This is a genomic window from Pseudomonas fluorescens, from assembly GCF_902498065.1.
GTDB classification, from domain to species: Bacteria; Pseudomonadota; Gammaproteobacteria; order Pseudomonadales; family Pseudomonadaceae; genus Aquipseudomonas; species Aquipseudomonas fluorescens_BJ.
Window position 1 is genome coordinate 496,193 of the sequence record NZ_CABVIR010000001.1, and the last position, 19,749, is coordinate 515,941.

Sequence of the window (19,749 nt, forward strand, 5' to 3'; positions counted from 1 at the left end):
CTCTCGGATTACACCGATCCCCTGTAGATACCGTCTTACCCCTCACCGAGCAAGTGCAAGATTCGGGTCAAACGTCTGACCCGATTTGAGCACCCCGTAAACTCGTCAACCTCAGGCCAGCATCGACAGCAAAGCACCCTGACGATCGAGTTTGGCCAGATCGTCAAACCCTCCGACATGCGTGTCACCGATAAAAATCTGCGGCACGCTGCGCCGACCGCTACGGCTGAGCATCTCCTGGAATTTCCCCGGTTCCGATTGAACGTTTATTTCCTGTGCCGCAATGCCTCGGCTGGCCAGCAGCATTTTCGCGTTACGGCAGTAAGGGCAGGTGTCAGTGGTGTAGAGCGTCACGGTGTTCATAAGTGGTGCTCCCAAATTGAAAGTCGTTCAAGCATCGATGGCCGGGAAATCGATCTCGGTCAGGGCGACGTTGTTGAGGTAATTGGTCAGGGTCTGCGAGGCCACGTGGGCGATCACTTCGATGATCTTGCTGTCGTTGATGCCGGCTGCCCGTGCCGCTGCGATCTGCTCGTTGCTCAGGTGGCCGCGGCTTTCGGTGATCTGTCGGGCGAGGGTGGCAAAGGCATTGAGCTGGCCGTTGCGGGCGCTGAGGATATCCTGCGCAGACAACCCGGCCTTGCCGGCAAACACTGTGTGGGCTGCGAGGCAGTAGTCGCATCCATTTACCTGGGACGTGGCGAGAAAGATCGCTTCTTTCTCGGTGGCGCTCAGCGACGTTTTACCGAGGGCCGCAGACTGTTGCAGATAAGAGGACAGCACGGCGGGTGCCTGCGCCAGCGTCTTGAAGACATTGGGCAAAAAACCGATTTTTTTCTGCACGCCTTCCAGCAGCGGGCGGGTGGTGTCGGTGGCGTGTTCGAGGCTCAGGGTGTTGATGCGGCTCATGGTGAATCTCCGTAGAGGACTGCGCGGTGTGCGCTGGGTACGGGGTCCATGTTAGTGACGAGCGCTGGCCTATTGGCTGCAAATCGTCGAGGATATGCGACAGATCGTCCAGATATGCCATCAGGAGCCTGTCCATGGATCGCCTGTCCACTTTGCTCAGCCATTTCGGCGTCAGCGCCGGCACCTTCCACAGCGGCACGTTCTGCGGCACCACCGGTTTTGACGGTGATCAGGCCTGTGGGCATCTTCATCTGCTGCAATCGGGCGAGTTGACCCTGAAACTGGCCGATGAGCGCGCGATTCAGCTCAACACACCCACCTTGATTTTCTTCCCTCGACCTTACCGCCATCGATTGATTGCCTCTGACGCGTCCGACACGCAACTGGTGTGCGCCTCGCTGACGTTCGATGGCGGTGGGGGGAATGCCCTGGCGGCGGCCTTGCCCGATTACCTGGTGCTTGATCTCGAAGAGGTGCCGAGCATGGCCGGTACGCTGGACTGGCTGTTCAACGAAGCCTTCGGCGGCATTTGCGGTCGCGAAGCGATGATGGACCGTCTGTTCGAGGTGCTGGTGATCCAGTTGCTGCGGCACATTCTGACTAACCGCGAACAAAGCCCCGGCATGATGGCCGGTCTGGCCGACCCACGCCTGGCACGCTCGTTAAGTCTGATGCACGACACGCCCGGCCAGTCCTGGACCGTGGCTGAGTTGTCGGCGGCAGCCAACATGTCCCGAGCCAGTTTTGCCGAACACTTTCGGCAGGTGGTGGGGCAAACCCCGGTTGATTATCTGGTGAGTTGGCGCATCAGCCTCGCCCAGAAACGCTTGCGTGAAGGCAAGTCCATTGCCCTGATTGCCGATGAAGTGGGGTATGAAAGCCCTTCGGCGCTCGCTCGTGCGTTTCGGCGCAAGACAGGCGTCAGTCCGCGAGAGTGGTTGCACAGCAGCAAGCGTCGATAGTTTTTTGTCGCCGGTCTTTCGGCAGCGGAAGAACTCAGTTTCAAAGCCGGTTTCAGAGGGGCGGAGGCCCACATTTGAGGCGTTTCAAGGGCATAGAGATCCTTGGAGCGACGAGGGCTTTTTGCCGTTTTTTTGACGCCATACTCCCTTGATTTTTATTTTTATTTATTGTTGTGACGGACCATTGACGTAATGGCGATGTGCTTATAGGCTCAAATCAGCTGGGTAACGAATCCTTCATTCGGTATCAGGAAAACCCTGTGTGCAGGGAGGCGGTCTTTATGCGTTCATCACTGATTCTCAAATCCGTTTTGTTCTGCGTGCTCTTTAATGGTGCGGCCATTGCCACCGCCCAGGCGGCACATTTGGCTCGTGAAATTAACCGCATAGGTAATACTTGCGAAGCGCATGGTCCAAAAGTGGGCATGACTGCCGCCGATCAGGGTAGCGCCCCTTCCACCGTTGCGAATGCTCCGGGCGATACAGCTGGGGCCGGTGATATCAGCTTCGCTGATACAGCAAAAAGTCAACTCAACCATCTGATTGAGTCTGCCGCCAAGGTGGGCGCTACCGTCAATAGTTCTTCCTGCGACGGATTAATGGCGCAAGTTGCAATTGACAAGTTAATGGCAAATTCAGGTGCGCAAAGTAAAGTTTTGAGTGGCGAGAATGATGTCCTCACCCATCAACCGAATGCAGTTTCGTTATCTGCTGCCGCCTGGCTGTTTTCATCAGCGTTATTCGGTTTTGTTATGGTCGCCAACCGGCGGAAGGTATAGCTAGCTTCTTGTTTTTGCTGGCGATTATATGGCGCATTGATACTAGTAATTGATATCAGTTTGATGTGCTAGAGGGATGGCGATGTATCCGTTGAATGACGGATTCTATTAAGCAGAGTGCTATTAATTTGGCAGGCAGACATCGAGGGCGACATGTTTAACGGCAACTTACTGTTAAATAAAAAACATCCTTCGCCAGCCGTTTTTCGGCAGGCAATAGAAGCGTCGGGCCGAGGAAAATGGGCCGGCACCGATCACGAAAATCTGCCCCTTGATCGTTTCCTTGACCTATAAATGAGCAAGAGTGATTTACCCCGGCTTTTGTGTGAAACTCTTGGCAAGGCTACTTAGGCGGAGGGATCCCGATGTCGCGTTTCTGGTTACCCGTGGTCTGTGCGCTGGCAATTTTGCCCAGCATTTCCAATGCTGTAGAAAAAGAAACGGCTTACACATTGAGTCCGGGCGATACGCTCAATGTCTCAGTTTGGGGCGAAGAAAAGCTCAAGCAGGATGTGATCGTTCTTCCCAATGGAAGCATCACTTTCCCGCTGGCAGGGCAGGTTGAGGTGGCGGGTCTCGATACCACCGCAGTCGAAGAGAAAATAGCGGCCAAGCTTGTAAAATTCATACCCGATCCGCAGGTGAGCGTGGTTGTCACGGGCACCGCCGGCAATCTCGTGTACGTGCAGGGCAAAGTGTTGAAGCCCGGCAGTGTCCACTTATCAGGTCAAACGTCAGTGCTGCAGGTTTTGAGCATGGCGGGTGGACTCGACAAATTCGCCGCCAAGAATGACATCAAGGTCGTGCGACTCGATGGATCAAAACAACAGATCCTGCGTGTCGATTACAACGAGTTGATGTCCGGCGATGACATGACCACCAATTTTATTCTTAAGGCCGGCGATACGCTGGTCGTGCCTTAGCCTTGCGCGATGCACTAGGGATTACCTTGCTTGCTCTTCGATCTGCCGGGGTTGCCACGGCAACCCTGATCCTTTCGTGTTCCGGTGTGGCCTCTGCGGCGACCTGGCAGCCGGCAATAACGGTGCCTTCGACTGTTGAGTACGACAGCAATCCACTGTTGCTCACAAGTGGTGAGAAGGGCGTGACCCGCACCATTATCGCCCCCGATCTCAGCCTCGTCGGCACTTCCGGCCCGGATGAGTTTCAGTTCGGTCTCGGCGTATACGTCGTGCGTTCTTCGGATACCGACATCGTGACGGACCGTGAAGACCCCCGATTGAAATTGGGGTGGCAGCGTGAGACGGAAACGGGCGGTTTCGGATTCACTGCCAGGTATGAAGAGAGCTCGACGCTCTCAACTGCCGTTCAGGAAACCGGCGTGGTAGCGGCCGACGGCACGCAGAAACTTTATACCCTGGGCGGCAACTGGCGCAGGGCTCTCAGCGAGCGAAGTACCTTGCTCAACGAGACTGACTACACTCATGTCACTTACGACATTCCCACCCTGATCAACTACGACGAACTGGCCACCCGCTTGACGTGGAACTACGCGTGGAGCGAGAGGACCGAGGTGTTCACCCGTTTAGGCGTCAGACGCTATGAGCCTGAGAAGGGCTCGGCAACGGCCTCCTCCTCAAACAGCTACACACCCACGGTTGGCGTGAATTTCCAGGTCTCCGAGCAGTTAAAGGGCACGGTGTACGCGGGCGTCAATCAAGTCTCCGGTTCGGGGGACGGCCCCAAGGGGCAAGGCGGTTTTTCCTTGCAATACGCCGGCGAGCGGTTTGATGCGCTCGTCGACGCCGGTCGAAGTACGGTCGCTAGCGGGGACGGCGGATTCGTCGAGGCGGACACTCTGAGGGGAACATTCAGTTACGCCATCGATGAGGTCCGACGCACCGGTTTTGACGCCTCCTGGCAAGACACCAAGGGGCAGACGCCGAATACCCTGATCAATTACAGCGCATGGGTCAGTCAAGAACTCTCGCCTTTTTGGAATGCCCGCCTATTCTTCACATACAAAGAACGCAAGCAGGACAGCTTGCCGGATGCCAGCGCAAATGTCGTCGGGTTGACCTTGACTTATAGTTACCCCGGTCTCTGAAATTCAGCTTTGTGATGATCTATGACTACTGAATATGAAATGTCGGTCAACGACTACATTGCAATCATCAAGCACCACGCTGTGCTGTTGATCGTCAGTTGCGTGGTGATATTCGGCGTGAGCATCGCGGTCGCGATGTCACTCCCGCCCACCTTTGAGTCCTCCGGCACGATTCTGATCGAGTCGCAACAGATCTCGCCTGAGCTGGTCGCGGCGAACAACAGCACCTTTGCCGATGAGCGCATCGAAGTCATTCGCCAGCGCGTGATGACCCGGGAAAATCTGACAGCGATCATCGATAAATACAATTTGTTCTCTTCTCAAGGCCGGAACTTGAGCGTTTCCGAGAAAATCGATGAAATGCGCAATGCGATTGGCGTCACTCTGGTCAGCGCCGCGATCAAGGGGCGCGGGGAAGTGACGATTGCGTTTCGCCTTTCCTTTGAGCACCGCCGGCCAGAGATTGCCACCCAGGTGGCCAACGAACTGGTGACGCTGTTCCTGAATGAAAACATCAGGCAGCGCACCGAGCGCGCCAATGAGAACACAGAGTTCGCAAAGCAGGAGGCAGACAAGCTCGAGGTTGCCCTGAATGCCCAGGACAGTCGCGTGGCTGAATTCAAGGAGAAGTTCAGCGACGCGCTGCCCGAGAATCGGGAGTTGCTCACGAACATGTTGACGCGCGCCGAAAGCGACCTCAAAGAAGTCGACCGTGACTACAAGGCTGCCCGTGAGGAATTGCGCTTCAACGAGTTGGAGCTTGTTGCCGCCAACACCGGCGTAGCGACCAAGCCAGGAGCAACGGGTGCAGCGGCTGACAAGCCGCAGGACCTGGGCAGTCTCAAGGTGGAGTATGCCCGTTTGCAGACGCTGTATACCGACGCCCACCCCGATGTGCGTGCCGTGAAACGCAAGATTGCGGCACTTGAGGCGAACAAGGCGGTGGCCGGTAGTGCGGCAGTGCCCGTCAATATGGATGTAGCCAAGGCTCAGGCGCGGATCGCCGCCACCGAGGTACGTATCAAGTCACTGGCCGATCAGAAGCAGCAGACGGTCCAGAAAATATCCGAATACCAGGCGCGGATTATTGAAATGCCTCAAGTCGAGCGCGGCCTGATCACACTGATGCGCGACCATGACAACGCGAAAAAGAAATATGAGGAGATGCGCGCCAAAGAGATGAACGCGAGAATTTCCGAAAGCCTGGAACAGGAAAACAAGGCGGAACGCTTTGTTCTCCTGGAGTCGCCGCTGATGCCTGAAAAGCCGGTTCGGCCGAACCGCAAGAAAGTGGTCGCGATGGGCTTTGTGCTTGCCCCGGTGGGCGCTGGCGCGCTGGTGATGCTGCTCGAGATGATGAGTTCGCGCGTACGCGGTGCTGAAGCCCTGGCCAGTGTGCTCGGCAGACGCGTACTGGTTTCCATTCCCTACATTCACACCATGGCCGAACTGGAGCGCCGCAAAAAATGGCGAACGCGCCTGATCCTGTGTGGAGTCGTGTTGTTCGCGATCCTTCTGGTGCTCGTGCACTTGCTCTACATGCCTCTGGATCAGCTGGCGTATAAAACGCTGGGCCGGTTTGCATAAGGAATATAGATATGGAAATTATCAAGCCCGATACCGAAAACACCGAGCCCAAGAACTCGTCAAAAGCCATGACACCCACTGCGCAATCTACAGGTCTGAATGCGCTCAGTTATGTGCAAACCAAAGTTGTCCCTTTGCGGCCGGATCACCTCGAGCGCAATCGCATTGTGGCGTACAACAAGAATTCACATATGGGCGGGGCGTTCGATCTGCTGCGTACGCAAGTGCTGAAAGTCATGGAAGAAAATGGCTGGCGCACGCTCGCTATCACCTCGCCGACACCGGAGGCCGGCAAGACGGTATTGGCGATCAACCTGGCAATGAGCATCGCTCATCACACCACCAAGACGGCATTGCTGGTGGATTTCGACTTGCGCCGTCCGACGGTGGGTACCTGCCTGGGGCTGTCGATGGAGAAATCGCTTAATGAATACCTGGCCGATGAAGCGGAACTGCAAGAGGTTCTGGTTAACCCGACCTTGCCGCGCTTTGTAGTCCTGCCGACCCGTAAGCCGATTCCTCTCTCCACCGAGGTGCTGTCATCGCCCAAGGTGAGCCACTTGATCGGTGATTTACGCGAACGCTACAACTCACGAGTCGTGATTTTCGATTTGCCGCCCATCTTGAGTTCGGACGATGTCATTACCGTCCTGCCCAAGTTCGACTGCGTCCTGCTCGTGGTTGCCAATGGCATGAACAGCAGGAAAGAAATCGAGGAAAGCCTTCACCATCTGGGGACCGCCAATCTGATTGGCACCGTGCTGAACAAAGCCGAGCCGCAAAACCGCTCGTACTACTAGTCCATTACCCTCACACGGTCGGCGCTATTGGCGAGCGCCGACTTCAGTGCCAGGGATGCTTCTTTTCCCAGCTCCAGGCGTGCGTCACGATCTGTTCCAGTGAAGCAAATTGTGGCTGCCAGCCAAGTAGCGTACAGGCACGTTGGGGGTCTGCCACGAGTCGTGGTGGATCACCCGCACGGCGCGGCGCATCGCTGACGGAGATGTCCTGACCGGTCACGCGGCGCGCGGTGTCTATGACTTCCTGTACCGAGAACCCTTGGCCGTTACCGAGGTTGAACGCCGTGCTTGCACCGCCGGCCAACAGGTAATCCACGGCCAGTGCGTGAGCGGCCGTCAGATCGGCAACGTGGACATAGTCGCGAATGCACGTGCCATCCGGCGTGTCGTAATCGCGACCATAAACGGTGATGGACGCGCGTCGACCGGAGGCCGCTTGCAGGATCAGTGGCAGCAGGTGGGTTTCCGGTTCATGGCGTTCACCCAGCTGTCCTTCAGGGTCGGCGCCGGCGGCGTTGAAGTAGCGCAGGCAGACCGATTTGAGACCGTAGGCGCGGTCGAAATCCTCAAGCATCTGTTCCACCATCCACTTGCTGCGACCATACGGGTTGATCGCCGCCTTGGGGTGTTCTTCGTCGATGGGCACGTACACCGGGTCGCCATAGACGGCGGCAGTCGAGGAGAAGATGAACTGCTTGACGTTCGCGCGAACCATGGCTTGTAGCAGCGTCAGCGTGGCGGCGAGGTTGTTCTGGTAGTACTTGGCCGGTTCAGTGACGGATTCGCCGACCTGTATGAACGAGGCGAAGTGGAACACGGCATCGAAGTGGTGTGCGGCAAACAAGGCGTCCAGGGCCTGCGCATCGGCGATGTCCAGCTCAACCAGCGTTCCGCCCGTCAAGGCGTCGCGATACCCCGTGGAAAAATTGTCGGCCACCACCAGCTCGTGGCCTGCGCGCAATAGATGCTTGACCATGTGCGAGCCGATGTAACCTGCGCCGCCGACCACCAAAAAATTCATCCTGTCCTCCTGGAAACTGTTGCTGTGCATACGCAGATTGTACCGTCAGTGCGCCGCGCTTTTTTTCAAAAACAACCAATTGAAAGCCTGCACGCCGTCGAACGTGATCGTGTAGCGCCCATCAAGGTAAGTCGCGGGCAATTTCTTCATTTGTGCCGACGTGCCTTGTGTGTACAGCGTCAGGCCTGGCGGTCCCTGAATGCTGAGCGTGCCTTCAAGCGGCTCGACATAAAAAGGTGTTTTGTCATCGTCTTTGGGGATGGCGCGAGTGCCCAGAGAAATCAGCAGATTCTGCGATCGACCGACAGGCGCGGCGTCCAGGCTTTGCACCACCACGCTGGCATTGGCGGTCTTCACGTGGACCTGGATGTTGCCGAGGCTGATCGAGTCGCCACCGATCCAGCCCGTAATGGCCTGGGTGCGCGGCGTATTAATGGTGTAGATGCCTTGTTTCCAGTTGCGCTTGAGTTCACCCGTGTCGGTCGTGGACTCGCTGGCATTGGCGTCCAGCAACGACTGGTCAGGGTCATGAAACACCTGCGCATTGCTCGGGATAACGCCCGGTTGCAACCAGGGTAGTTCCGGCGTTTTTGGCATGGCGATTTGCAGCTTGCCTTTCTCCATGGCGGTACGCAGCAGAACCGAGTTGGCCGGTGAGACGGGCTTGTTGAACAGGGTGTCGGGCGTCGGCGCAAAGACGTACGTCGTGTTGGCTTCGCTGACGTCGGCGCGACGATAGAGCAGGGCGGCGGCGGGCAGGGTGGCCAGCATGGCGGGATCGTTATAGGCGTGCCAGTTGTCAGCCGTTACCCAGCCACCGTCGAGCGGCTGCTGGCTGTAGGCATATTGCATCAGCGCGTCCCAGCCCTGGTGGCTCGCGGTGCCGGCGACATAGAGGGGCAACGAGTGGCGGTCGGGTGTCGGGAACGGTTCGTTGTTCCACTCGGTGACGGTCAGGGGTTTGCCTGTCACTTGGCCGGCGGCGATCCAGTCGACAATGCCGGCACTGGTGAGCGGGTTTTTCTCCAGTTGGCCCGCGCCGCCATAGCTGTGAACGTCGATGACGTCGCCCGCAGTCAGGGCCGGCAAGGAACTCAGGCCATCGCCTCCCCAACTGCTGGTGGTGACAATGGGCACCTTCACGCCTGATTCGCGCAGATGCTGAATCATCTCTACGTTGAAACTCTGTTCCAGGTCGTTAAGGAACAGCTTGGCGGGGCCGTGCTCCCACGAACGCCAGGTGAGCCCTGCCGAGAGATTGTGCTGGCTGGCAAAGGCATCGGCCCGACGCTTGTAGAGCTCCCAGTGCCTGGGGACTCCCTTGTCTCGCAACAGGGCGTTGCCGAAGTGTTGAGTGACGTCATTTTCGTTGGTGATCAGCACGGCGGCGATTGCCGGATCATCTTTATAGGCGAGGCCGGTAAAGGGATTTACATGGGTCACGTAGGCTTCGGCGAAGCGTTTCATTGCCTGCTGAATGGTGATGTTTACATACGCGAAGCCCTTGAGGCTGGCGTTGTTCTGCTGGTCTTTTGGCAGCTCATCGAAGCCGAAAATGTTGTCCCTGGCCATAAGGGCTCGCTCGACGTGCATATCGAGCCAGACATAAATGCCTTCATCCTTCAGGCACTTGATCCACCAGTCGATTTTTTTCAGCGATTCTGCGCTGAGTTGCTGAGTGTCGTGCGTGAGGTCGCGGTCACCAAAGATATTGGGGCTGACCCAAGGCGAGTCATGGTGGTGCAGTCGCACGAGGTTGAAACCCAGTGCCGACAGGCGTTTGGCTTGCTGCTTTATCCCTTCGTCAGAGGTGCGAAACAGCGCATAGGAGGTGATGTTGGTGCCCCAGAAACGCGCCGGAGTGTTGTCCGCGAACAGCAGTTGTTCGCCGGACGCTTTGACGAAGCCGCGTTTGCCCGCAGGTTTTTCATCCGCGTTGAGGAAGGACAGATCGACGGGAGAGGTTTTGATGTCGACCTTGTCATCTGGCCAGGTCTTCGGGTCAGCCAGGCCAAAACGCTCTGTCGTGGTAGGGCCGAGAACGACGTCGCCAGAAATGCTCAGGGTAGCTTTGACGTGTTGGCGGCCGGGCTTGATCGTGTTTTTGTAGAAGAATGCACGCACCTCGGATGGATTGCCGGGTTCAAAGTAAACACTTGCCAGTGCCGGCTCGAAACGCATCTCGATGCGTCGACCTTGTGCATTGCCCCACGACCAGCCGCGGTTGCCGGGCAGCAAATCCGGCTTGCCCATTTCACCGGCGAAAAGGGCCGGGTCGAAATTGAAGACGATACCCCCACCCATCACGCCCGACTTCACGCTGTGTGCTTCCAGGTCAAAGTCCCAGGTCAGCGTCTGCTCGTTTTCTTTCTGGATCTGCGTCGCCAGGTCGAAGTCCAGGTCCTTGTTCTGGCCTTCCAGGGTGTATTTGTAGGGGCCGTCGACCTTGAACCGGGTGCCGAAAGACGTCCAGTCCCAATTACTCCCCCAGAAGGTGAATTTTGAGGCCGCGACAGGGCTGCCGCCGCGCGTCAGCACTGGCAGACCGCTGAGTTCATCGACGCTGGCGACCCACTCCGAGGCCCAGGTCCTGAACGGCCAAATGGCAACGCACAGGAGCGCCAGAACCAGCATCGGAGTGCGGCGAAATGAAGTGGTCATTGGCATTACCGGAGTTGGAGGTGGGCACTCGCAGTGACTGCGGTCGACGTGTGTTTGAGCTTGCGAGCCATCTGGACATAGGCAACACCCAGCCCGGCCACCGACCAATACACAATGGGGATGAACGTGATACTGCTGACCGTCACAATGGTCACCATGATCCCGGCCAGTGTCGCCAGGAGCGCGCGTCCGAGCCGGCGCCTTTCATCATCCTTATCGGGGAACGAACGCATCGCCTTGCGGATACCCAGCAGAACAGTGACAAAAAAAGCCACGAACAGCGTCAGCCCGACCAACCCGACCTGCAGCGCCACGTTGATGTAGGTGTTCACGATATCGATGATGCCCTGGCCCTGAATCATGGATTGCATTTCCGGGGTGTTGCGGAAATCGAAAGCGCCAAACAAGGGATTGCGCTGAATAACGATCATTGCGTTATCGAACAAACGTTGCCGGTACGTGATGTTCTCAACTTCGAGGGTGCCGATGAACGGTAGCAGGTCCAGGATTTTTTGCCCGCCCGGCACGATGGCCAGCAACGGAAGAGCGAGTACAGCGGCGAGCGCCAGCAACATCAATTTTTTGGCAGCGCCGCGACCCGTGGCGATGAACGCTGTGATCATCACGACGGCGCCGATCCAGGGGCCGCGCGACAGCGGCGCGAACAGTCCGCCAGCCAGCAGGAGAGCGCCAAGCCGGCGCTGAAATTTGCTGCGCACGCCTTCTTGCAAAAACAGGTAGAGGCCGAGGGCTACGCTGATGACAAACCCCAGCGCAATGGCCTGGCCAGTGGTGGCGCTGGCGCGCAATGAACCACCACGGCTCAAGTAGCCGGACATTTCCCATTGCATGCCCAGGGCGTCCGTCAGCGCGCTGTAGAGCAGCCAGCTGCGGGCAAATTCGAAGAGCCCGATAATGGACAGCACCATGGCGGCGAGGACGAAGGCCAACAGGGCGTCCTTGAAGTCGCTGAGGTCTTTCAGGGCCCGGCTGGCAACGTAGTAGGGCAGGAAAACTTCGATGAACATGTAGGCCGTTTGGCGCAACGTGTCGGTGGGCGTGGTTTCGCGCAGCAACAGCAGGCTCGTCAGTACCAGGCCGCCGGCCAGCAGTTTGTCAGGCCAGGTGCGTCCGAAAGGCAACGTGTCTGCTCGCCTGCGCAGCGCGAAGAACGCGGGAAGCAAGACGCACAGGGACAGCAGCCGGATATGGTTGAGATCAAAGAAATAGTTGATGACGCCCATGCCGGGAATCTGCGCCGACGCCGGCGGGGCGAGAAACAGCAGCATGAAGAACAGCGCCACGGGATTGCGCTCGCGTTTTCGTGCGATCGTCAGCACCACAGCGGCAACGGCGGCATACACCCAGAAACTGTGCGCGAAAAAAACCAGCAGGGTCAAAACGAACCACAGATTGCGGCGCCGTGTGAAGTCGTTGTACGGAATCAGGTCCTTTGCGGGTCGACGGGCAAGGGTAAAAACGGTGCCGGCGAGGACCAGAATGACGATTAGCGCGCGTATGTGCTCAGGCATGAATGAATGCACTTATTGATTGGTGAGCGAAGCATAGTGGATTGCCTGATTGCGGCTATAGTAACGTTCGTGCAACAGCGTCCGGGATTGATGTTATGCCTTCAGTTGATATATCGCCATCGTTGAGCCTGCGCAAGCGAGCGATATTCGCCGGAGCCTGGAATCTCGGGGCACTTGTCACGTCTCAGGCCATGCGCCTGGGTGGCAACCTGATCATGGCTCGCCTGCTGATGCCGGAGATGTTCGGCATCATGATCATCGCCACCACCGTTTCGGTGATCATCCATTTGCTTTCCGATGTAGGCTTGCGCCAAAACATCATCCAGAGCCCGCGTGGTGACGACCCGGTATTTCTCAACACCGTGTGGACCGTGCAGATCGTGCGCGGTTTTATCCTGTTTGCCACGACACTTCTGATCGCAGGCTTCGCCTGGTTTGCGCAGGCCATCCAACTGTGGTCGCCCGAATCCACCTATGGTGCACCCGAGTTGCCGCTGGTGTTGGCCATTACCGGTTTGTCCGCGATCATCTACGGTTTTCAGTCGACAAAAGTCGACGTGGCCGTTCGCTCATTCCAGCAAAAGAAAGTCGTGCTCGCCGAGTTTGCGTCCCAGATTGCCGGCCTGCTGGTGATGCTGGTGATCGGTTACTTCACCCGGTCTATCTGGTCGCTGGTAGGGGCGGGCCTGGTCTCCGCTCTGGTCAGCCTGCTTCTGGGGCATTTCTGGTTTCCGGGCCCGCCTAACCGTCTGCTGTGGGATCGTAGTGCGCTCCAGGAGCTGGTCGTCTTCGGCCGATGGATATTGCTGTCTTCGGCAGTGGGCGTTCTGGCCATGAATGGCGATCGGATCTGGTTCGGCGGCAGCATGTCGGCCGCCGAACTGGGTGTCTACTCCATTGCCGTGCTGATTCTGGGGGCGATTACGCTCGGTGTGCAGAGGCTGGTTGGCGCCGTGGCGTTGCCAGCCTTCGGCGAAGCGGCAAGAAGCAATGACACCGTGCGGCTCCGCGCTTTGTATGACCGCTTCAGACTGATTGTCGACATCGCCTTGCTGTTTATCACCGGACTGTTGTGGACCATCAGCCCACTGATCATCCACTGGCTATACGACGAGCGTTATGCCGAGGCCGGCAGCATGATGGCCGTGCTTTCACTGTCTTTCTTCACCTTGCGCTACGGCGTGGCGCATCAAGCCTGGCTGGCCTTGGGGCTCACGAAGTACCAGGCCATGGATAACATCATCCGCGCCGTCTCGTTATGGGTGTTGCTGCCTGTGCTGTTGGCTATTGGCGGAGTGAAATATGCAATTTGGGGGGTCGCGCTGCATACGTTTCCTACACTTGTGCTAATTGTTTATGTGAACTGTCGTGTGGGGCTGTTCGATCTCAAGCGTGAGCTTGTTGTGCTGCCAATGTTGCTGGTCGGGGTGTTGTGCGGGGAGTTGGTGCTGGGCATTGCCGAATGGTTTTGATTTGAACGTGGTCACTTGTTGCGTTCAACGCCTTGGCGCGACGTCACTCTTCGGGGGAGTGATGGGGTTTGATGTGTAGCTGAGAATACAAACGCAATCTTAATGTCGTGGGGCTTTGAATCGTGAGTGAACTTGATTTGAATACCTCTGTGATGGGGCGCAGAGAATTCCTCCAGGCGTTTGCGGTATTGAGTCTTGGAGGGGTGACATTTGGATTGTCCTCGCTCCTTGCTCCGCCTTCCTCTGAGAAAAACGGGTTTGTCGTAATCAACGGCTGGGTGTTGCCTGCCCAGTATTTTCGGCAAACGCGAACATGATCAAAGATTACCAATCGCAGAAAGAACTGCGTGACGGCTACGACTTCTGCATCATCGGCGCCGGGCCGGCGGGCATCACGCTGGCGTTGCGTCTGGCCGGGAATGGTCGGCGCGTGCTGCTTCTGGAGGGTGGGGGGCGCGAGTATTCGCAGCCCTCGCAAACCCTCTACAGCTGCACTTCGACAGGCATGAATGTCTACGCCGAAGAAACCCGCCTGCGCTTTCTTGGCGGCACATCCAACCATTGGGCGGGGCGTTGCCGACCCTTCGAGAAGTCAGACTTTGACGTGCCCCCTCCCATCAATCTGCCCGGTTGGCCCATAGCGTTTTCCGAGATGGAGCGTTATCTGCCAGCGGCCATGGCCATTGTGGATCTTCCGGCGGACTCGGGGTTCAAGGCCATCAATGCGTCCATGGAAGGCGACGACTTTGACGCGGATCGTTTCCTGCTGAGCCCACCGACGAGATTTGCACAAAAGTACGCCAAGGATCTTCAAGAGACCGAAGGGCTTGATGTCTTCATCAATTGCAACTGTGTCGATCTGGAGTTCGATGACAAGACCGGTCGGATAGCTTGCATCGTTGTTTCCGATTACGAGAAGCACCGGGAGCGAGTGAAGGCAAAGCAATTTATTCTGGCGACGGGCGCTATTGAGAATGCCCGGCAACTGATGAACAGTGAGTCCCTGGCATCCGCCGGCATTGTCAGCAAGGACGGTTTCACCGGCAGATGTTTCATGGAACACCTGAACCTCGACCTGGGTACATTCATTCTGGGGGAAGGGCAAAGTACCGAGCCTCGGCAGTACTTCACCACCGATGCGTTTGTCGCGCAGTTTCAGTCAGGTAAAGGGAATGTCTCTGCTGCGCTGCTGGCGGAAGTGAAAGCTTACGGACGAACGGCAGCCATCAAGGACTTTTTGGAGACCCTCGCCTGCGATGCAGGGTTTGCGCACAAGTTCGATTTCATTTCCCACTTCAATTGCCCCGGGGATGGGGTGATCACCACCCTTATCGAACAATTTCCCAATCGAAATAGTCGCCTCACGTTGCTCAATGAACGGGATGCATTGGGGATGCGCAAGGTCAGCATCAATTGGGAAGTGGTACCCGAAGACAGACGTACCATCAAGTGCATTGGGATGGAGGTGGCGAAGTGTTTTGCCGAGACGGGGCTGGGCTTCGTCAAGCTGGAAGAGTGCGTGTATGACGTCTCCGTGCCATTGAAAGTGGCGCCCCATGCTCATCATATGGGGACTACGCGGATGGCCTCGGCGCCTGAGTCCGGCGTGGTCGACGAGAACTGCAAAGTGTTTGGCGTCGACAATCTTTACATAGCGGGCAGCAGTGTTTTTGCTACAGCCGGTGCGTGTAATCCGACCATGCCACTTTTGCAGCTTGCCCTGAGGCTGGCAGATCACCTTAATCATCAAGCGGGCCCGGCGGACAAGTATTCCTGATACTACAATCAAAAAAACCGGGGTGTATCTGGCTCTGGCACGGATGAAAATCGCAGGATTTGTGAGGCTGACAGGATGATAGGGCTGGCAAGGCGTGCTGTAAGTTATTACGTCAACAAAACGGGGCGGGGACGCTGGATCTTTAAACGGTTTTGTAATCCTGACGGGTTCGAGTGGGCTCGATATCTGGCGCGCTGGGGATCGCTGCATTCCGTCGGCAGCAATGTGTGGATCAATGTCGGGTGCAATATTGCTGACCCTTCGCTGGTGCGCCTCGGCAACAATATCGCTTTATCGGATTGCACGCTGTTCTGTCACGATGGAGCGGTTTTCTTCTCCACTCTCTACAACGTAAAACTTGATTCTGTCGGCCCCGTCGACATTCGTGACAACTGTTTTGTCGGGCACGGTGCGATCATCATGCCGTGCGTGACCATAGGTCCGGGTTCAATTGTCGCTGCAGGTGCTGTTGTCAGGAAAGACGTCCCGCCGGGTGTCGTGGTCGGGGGCAATCCAGCGAGAGTTTTTTGTACCGTTGAAGACCTGATGAAAAAATTCGAGTCGCGTTGCAACGACTATCCGTGGATGGACCTGATCAGAGAACGCACCGGTAGCTATGATCCCCATCTGGAGTCGGAGCTTATGGAAAGGCGAGTGCAGTACTTTTTTGGCGAGTCACCAAAATGACCCGTGCTCCCCTTGATGTACTGGTCGTCAACTACAACACCGCGAAGCTGTTGCAGCCCATGTTTGATGCATTGCGCCAGTCAAACAGTGCGGATCTGACGCGCTATCTGGTCGTGGACAATGCCTCTGCCGATAACTCCCTGGAGCGCCTGGAAAGCGTCTGTCCTGAGGCATTGTTGCTGGTCAATGAAAACAACGTGGGCTTTGGCCGTGCCAACAATCAGTTGGTTGAGCACCTGCAGGGCAAGTACGCGTTGCTCATCAATACCGATGCCTTCGTTGCCGCCGACACCCTGAAAAAAACCCTCGACTACATGGAGGCTCATCCGGATTGCGGTGTCCTCGGCGTTCGGCTGGTTGGCCGGGAAGGCGATCTGCAACCCTCGTGTCGCTACTTTCCGACGCCGCTGAATGTCTTCCTCTCACGCACCGGGCTTGAACGGTTTTTTCCCGTGGTGAAGAGGGTGGATGACATGGACTGGGATCACGCCTCGGTTCGCGAGTGCGACTGGGTACCTGGTTGCTATTACCTGATCCGCCGTGAAGTCATCGACCAGATAGGCTTGTTCGATCCGCGTTACTTCCTCTATTACGAAGAGGTCGATCACTGCAAGCGCGTCAAGCAGGCCGGCTGGAAAGTGGTGTATTACCCCGACACCACGGTGGTGCATATCGGCGGTGAGAGTGCCAAGACAGTTGTCGAGCTCAATGCGGTCAGTCGACAGATACCCAAGATGCAGATCGAAAGCGAGCTGTTGTATTTCCGCAAGCACCACGGTCTGCCCGGTCTGGCCTTGCATATGTTTCTGGTGTGCCTGGGTGATCTGATTCTGGTGCTCAAGGCGTTGTTGAAAGGTCGTGGCCGAGCCGCCATCAACGCGTGCTGGCAGCATACGCGTGCCACCTGGGCGCTGCTGCGCGAGACCCAATTCGCAACCCAACCCACACGGTAGGTCAATCAATGTTCGAGAATGTACGTGCGGACTTGCGTGCTTATGGCGGTGATTGGGGCGCTCAGGGATTCTGGGTCATGCTGGTTTATCGCTTTGGGCGCTGGCGCTACGGTGTGCGCCCGGCACTGCTGCGTAAATTGCTCTCCTTTATCTACAAGGTGCTCTACAAACTGGTGCAGGTCCTCACAGGCATCGAGCTGCCCTGTGAAGTCGTGGTCGGACGCAACTTTGTCATCGATCATTTCGGCGGCATCATTATCAGTGGCTACGCGCAGTTCGGCGATGATTGCCGGATCCGCAACGGCGTGGTCGTGGGCCTGAAGAATGTGAAAGAGCCGATCGCCCCGGTGATCGGCAACAACGTTGATATCGGCACCGGGGCCAAGGTGCTGGGCAATATCCGCATTGGTAACAATGTCGTGATTGGTGCCAACGCCGTGGTGCTGACCGATGTACCGGATGATTCGGTGGCAGTGGGCGTGCCCGCCATTATCAAGAGCAGGCGGTCGGCAGAAGCAACAGCATCCTCCCTGGACAATTCCGACGGCGACGCCAAGTGAATCCCATGGCGATCGGCATGGGAGTCGTTGTTATCGGTCGCAACGAGGGCTTGCGGCTTGAGCGTTGCCTGGCTTCGCTGGCGGGTGCGGCAGAGCAGGTGGTCTATGTCGATTCTGGATCAACGGACGATTCGGTGCAGATGGCAAGGGCGCGCGGGGTCGAGGTGGTCGAGCTGGATATGTCGATCCCGTTTACGGCGGCCCGCGCGCGCAATGAAGGCTTTTCCCGTCTGCAACGTCTGCTGCCGGCGATGCGTTACGTACAATTTGTCGACGGTGATTGCGAGGTTGTCGACGGCTGGTTGTCCCGGGCACAGGACTTTCTCGATACCCGGCCTGACGTGGCGGTGGTCTGTGGACGGCGCCGCGAACGATTTCCGCAGCGCTCGATTTACAACTTGTTGTGCGACCTCGAATGGGACACGCCGATAGGTGAGGCCAAGGCCTGTGGTGGCGATGCGTTGATGCGAGCGGATGCCTTCGCTGCAGCGTCGGGGTTTCGAGCGGACCTGATCGCCGGGGAAGAACCCGAATTGTGTGTGCGCCTGCGGGCGAATGGATGGAAGGTCTGGCGTCTGGCTGAGGAAATGACCTTGCACGATGCGGCCATGACCCGCTTCGGCCAGTGGTGGCGGCGTACATTGCGCGGTGGCCATGCCTTTGCCGAAGGTGCTTTTTTACATGGGGCTGCACCGGAGAAACATTGGCTACGGGAATCGCGTCGTGCCTGGTTCTGGGGCTTGGGCGTGCCGCTGGCGACGGTGATCGCGATGTTGATGCTGGGCTGGTCAGGGCTGCTTCTGCTGCTGGTCTACCCGTTGCAAGTCGTGCGCCTGGCTCGCTGGGGCGGTAGATCAACGCGCGAAAACTGGCTGCTGGCTTTATTCCTCGTGCTGGGAAAATTTCCCGAAATGCTCGGACAAGCCAAGTTTCTTCTGAACAGATTCGGCACCGGCAAAACCGCGTTGATCGAATACAAGTGAGACGTCCATGAATAATTGGCTGCTATTGAAAAGCGTGTTTACCTTGCACGCGGGCTATTCGCTGAGAGCCTTGAAAAACAAGCTTAAATTATTGGTTTTGATTGGACAGAACTGGTCGGGACTCAATGTGTTTTTGGCGCGCATGTCGAACGCCCTGGGCAAATCCGGTATCGAGAAATTGGGGGACGATTGTATCGGTGTGGTTCATTGGCCCTACATCAGTAAAAACTGGAGCGCTCAGGACAGATTGGGTGTGCTGGCTTCGCATTACGAAGTGATCACCAAAAGCTGCCCGCAATTATTGCTGTTCGGGCGAAACGAAAGTCTGGTGTTGAGTGACTTGTCGGAATACTCCGCAGGTTGTTCCTTGGTGCTGGATCGTCCGACGTGGTTCATGCGGGAAGGGGAACTGGTACTGAATTTGTTCCAGGGTGATTTGCGCATCGCCTCCATCGCGTTCACCTTGTGCCGCACGGACACTGAGTTATGTATTTTTATCGGCGCCGTTCAAGGGATACACAAAGGCGTGGAGAGTGATCTGTCGTTGAGCATCTACAGGGACCTGACAAAAGATTTTGAAGGTCTGCGGCCAAGAAGCTTTCTGATCGAAGTCATCAAATACCTTGCCCTCAACCTGGGTGTCGAAAAAATCTATGCGGTAGGGGACGGGTATCGCCACCATCGTCACCCGTATTTCGGTACTGAAAAGGCTCAGGATCTGGCGGCAAATTACGACGTGATCTGGTTGGAGCACGGCGCGACGCCTTCGCAGCGCGAGGACTTTTTCGAGATTCCCATGGAACCGTCCAGAAAACCGCTCGACAGTATTGTTGCAAAAAAACGTGCGATGTACCGCCGACGCTATGAGCTTCTGGATGACACGTTCAGAAGGATAGACAGCGTGTTGTCCGCCAGTTACAGCAAGCGGAGTGACGTTCCTGATCGGCGCACGACGGTGGAGTCACCTGCAGCAATAACCCTCCGCAACGACCACTAAG

At 57.0% G+C, this 19,749-nt stretch carries 18 protein-coding genes; 13 read left to right on the top strand and 5 right to left on the bottom strand.

All coding sequences use genetic code 11. The features are described 5' to 3' along the window. Nucleotides 1-111: 111 nt before the first annotated feature. Nucleotides 112-363: a glutaredoxin 3 gene (grxC, locus tag F8N43_RS02455; protein WP_150638588.1), complete on the bottom strand. Its 252-nt coding sequence runs from the start codon at nucleotides 361-363 to the stop codon at nucleotides 112-114. Nucleotides 364-390: 27 nt separating this feature from the next. Continuing rightward, complete coding sequence (locus F8N43_RS02460; RefSeq protein WP_150638586.1) at nucleotides 391-909, bottom strand: carboxymuconolactone decarboxylase family protein; 519 nt, start codon at nucleotides 907-909, stop codon at nucleotides 391-393. Between the two features lie 134 nt (nucleotides 910-1,043). On the opposite strand from F8N43_RS02460, the gene F8N43_RS02465 reads away from it, so the two are divergent. From F8N43_RS02465 to F8N43_RS02490, 6 genes are all read left to right on the top strand, one after another. Beyond that, nucleotides 1,044-1,871, top strand: a complete 828-nt coding sequence (locus F8N43_RS02465) for an AraC family transcriptional regulator (protein WP_150632022.1) — start codon at nucleotides 1,044-1,046, stop codon at nucleotides 1,869-1,871. Between the two features lie 281 nt (nucleotides 1,872-2,152). Beyond that, the gene (locus F8N43_RS02470; protein WP_150653138.1) at nucleotides 2,153-2,650 is read left to right on the top strand and encodes a hypothetical protein; all 498 of its coding nucleotides are present in this window, start codon (nucleotides 2,153-2,155) and stop codon (nucleotides 2,648-2,650) included. 365 nt (nucleotides 2,651-3,015) lie between these two features. Beyond that, nucleotides 3,016-3,573, top strand: coding sequence for a polysaccharide biosynthesis/export family protein (locus tag F8N43_RS02475; protein WP_150638580.1), 558 nt, complete (start codon nucleotides 3,016-3,018; stop codon nucleotides 3,571-3,573). A gap of 26 nt (nucleotides 3,574-3,599) precedes the next feature. After that, nucleotides 3,600-4,718 (top strand): hypothetical protein, encoded by a 1,119-nt coding sequence (locus tag F8N43_RS02480; RefSeq protein ID WP_150632067.1) that lies wholly within the window; start codon nucleotides 3,600-3,602, stop codon nucleotides 4,716-4,718. Between the two features lie 21 nt (nucleotides 4,719-4,739). Then, the gene (locus F8N43_RS02485; RefSeq protein WP_150632025.1) at nucleotides 4,740-6,305 is read left to right on the top strand and encodes a GumC family protein; all 1,566 of its coding nucleotides are present in this window, start codon (nucleotides 4,740-4,742) and stop codon (nucleotides 6,303-6,305) included. A gap of 68 nt (nucleotides 6,306-6,373) precedes the next feature. Further along, a complete protein-coding gene (locus F8N43_RS02490) occupies nucleotides 6,374-7,105 on the top strand; it encodes a CpsD/CapB family tyrosine-protein kinase (RefSeq protein ID WP_224787809.1) in 732 nt (243 codons plus the stop codon). 43 nt (nucleotides 7,106-7,148) lie between these two features. Here the strand turns inward: F8N43_RS02490 and galE are convergent, their stop codons facing one another. From galE to F8N43_RS02505, 3 genes are read right to left on the bottom strand one after another with little or no spacing between them, the layout of a single operon-like run. Further along, a complete protein-coding gene (galE, locus tag F8N43_RS02495; protein WP_150632027.1) occupies nucleotides 7,149-8,126 on the bottom strand; it encodes a UDP-glucose 4-epimerase GalE in 978 nt (325 codons plus the stop codon). 45 nt (nucleotides 8,127-8,171) lie between these two features. Then, on the bottom strand, nucleotides 8,172-10,787 hold the full coding sequence (locus F8N43_RS02500; RefSeq protein ID WP_191630099.1) for a cellulase family glycosylhydrolase: 2,616 nt from the start codon (nucleotides 10,785-10,787) through the stop codon (nucleotides 8,172-8,174). 5 nt (nucleotides 10,788-10,792) lie between these two features. After that, on the bottom strand, nucleotides 10,793-12,319 hold the full coding sequence (locus F8N43_RS02505; protein ID WP_150632029.1) for an O-antigen ligase family protein: 1,527 nt from the start codon (nucleotides 12,317-12,319) through the stop codon (nucleotides 10,793-10,795). A 95-nt stretch (nucleotides 12,320-12,414) separates the two neighbouring features. On the opposite strand from F8N43_RS02505, the gene F8N43_RS02510 reads away from it, so the two are divergent. From F8N43_RS02510 to F8N43_RS02545, 7 genes are all read left to right on the top strand, one after another. Further along, complete coding sequence (locus F8N43_RS02510) at nucleotides 12,415-13,791, top strand: oligosaccharide flippase family protein (protein WP_150632030.1); 1,377 nt, start codon at nucleotides 12,415-12,417, stop codon at nucleotides 13,789-13,791. Nucleotides 13,792-14,104: 313 nt separating this feature from the next. Further along, complete coding sequence (locus F8N43_RS02520; protein ID WP_150653141.1) at nucleotides 14,105-15,568, top strand: FAD-dependent oxidoreductase; 1,464 nt, start codon at nucleotides 14,105-14,107, stop codon at nucleotides 15,566-15,568. 75 nt (nucleotides 15,569-15,643) lie between these two features. Next, a complete protein-coding gene (locus tag F8N43_RS02525; RefSeq protein WP_150632033.1) occupies nucleotides 15,644-16,255 on the top strand; it encodes an acyltransferase in 612 nt (203 codons plus the stop codon). Beyond that, the gene (locus F8N43_RS02530) at nucleotides 16,252-17,208 is read left to right on the top strand and encodes a glycosyltransferase family 2 protein (RefSeq protein WP_150653142.1); all 957 of its coding nucleotides are present in this window, start codon (nucleotides 16,252-16,254) and stop codon (nucleotides 17,206-17,208) included. Before F8N43_RS02525 ends, F8N43_RS02530 begins: the two co-directional genes overlap by 4 nt. Before the next feature lie 8 nt (nucleotides 17,209-17,216). After that, on the top strand, nucleotides 17,217-17,768 hold the full coding sequence (locus F8N43_RS02535; RefSeq protein ID WP_150653143.1) for a serine O-acetyltransferase: 552 nt from the start codon (nucleotides 17,217-17,219) through the stop codon (nucleotides 17,766-17,768). A gap of 5 nt (nucleotides 17,769-17,773) precedes the next feature. Further along, entirely contained in the window at nucleotides 17,774-18,751 is a 978-nt protein-coding gene (locus F8N43_RS02540; protein WP_150653144.1) for a glycosyltransferase family 2 protein, read from the top strand. A 7-nt stretch (nucleotides 18,752-18,758) separates the two neighbouring features. After that, entirely contained in the window at nucleotides 18,759-19,748 is a 990-nt protein-coding gene (locus tag F8N43_RS02545) for a DUF535 family protein (RefSeq protein WP_150632037.1), read from the top strand. Nucleotide 19,749: the final 1 nt, after the last annotated feature.

Bases quoted from the DNA above. Each gene is read 5' to 3' on its own strand.
- F8N43_RS02470 (WP_150653138.1), top strand. From the start codon at position 2,153: ATGCGTTCATCACTGATTCTCAAATCCGTTTTGTTCTGCGTGCTCTTT.
- F8N43_RS02525 (WP_150632033.1), top strand. From the start codon at position 15,644: ATGATAGGGCTGGCAAGGCGTGCTGTAAGTTATTACGTCAACAAAACG.
- F8N43_RS02460 (WP_150638586.1), bottom strand. From the start codon at position 909: ATGAGCCGCATCAACACCCTGAGCCTCGAACACGCCACCGACACCACC.
- galE (WP_150632027.1), bottom strand. From the start codon at position 8,126: ATGAATTTTTTGGTGGTCGGCGGCGCAGGTTACATCGGCTCGCACATG.
- grxC (WP_150638588.1), bottom strand. From the start codon at position 363: ATGAACACCGTGACGCTCTACACCACTGACACCTGCCCTTACTGCCGT.
- F8N43_RS02500 (WP_191630099.1), bottom strand. From the start codon at position 10,787: ATGACCACTTCATTTCGCCGCACTCCGATGCTGGTTCTGGCGCTCCTG.
- F8N43_RS02540 (WP_150653144.1), top strand. From the start codon at position 17,774: ATGGCGATCGGCATGGGAGTCGTTGTTATCGGTCGCAACGAGGGCTTG.
- F8N43_RS02510 (WP_150632030.1), top strand. From the start codon at position 12,415: ATGCCTTCAGTTGATATATCGCCATCGTTGAGCCTGCGCAAGCGAGCG.
- F8N43_RS02545 (WP_150632037.1), top strand. From the start codon at position 18,759: ATGAATAATTGGCTGCTATTGAAAAGCGTGTTTACCTTGCACGCGGGC.
- F8N43_RS02465 (WP_150632022.1), top strand. From the start codon at position 1,044: ATGGATCGCCTGTCCACTTTGCTCAGCCATTTCGGCGTCAGCGCCGGC.
- F8N43_RS02520 (WP_150653141.1), top strand. From the start codon at position 14,105: ATGATCAAAGATTACCAATCGCAGAAAGAACTGCGTGACGGCTACGAC.
- F8N43_RS02490 (WP_224787809.1), top strand. From the start codon at position 6,374: ATGACACCCACTGCGCAATCTACAGGTCTGAATGCGCTCAGTTATGTG.
- F8N43_RS02535 (WP_150653143.1), top strand. From the start codon at position 17,217: ATGTTCGAGAATGTACGTGCGGACTTGCGTGCTTATGGCGGTGATTGG.
- F8N43_RS02475 (WP_150638580.1), top strand. From the start codon at position 3,016: ATGTCGCGTTTCTGGTTACCCGTGGTCTGTGCGCTGGCAATTTTGCCC.
- F8N43_RS02505 (WP_150632029.1), bottom strand. From the start codon at position 12,319: ATGCCTGAGCACATACGCGCGCTAATCGTCATTCTGGTCCTCGCCGGC.
- F8N43_RS02530 (WP_150653142.1), top strand. From the start codon at position 16,252: ATGACCCGTGCTCCCCTTGATGTACTGGTCGTCAACTACAACACCGCG.
- F8N43_RS02485 (WP_150632025.1), top strand. From the start codon at position 4,740: ATGACTACTGAATATGAAATGTCGGTCAACGACTACATTGCAATCATC.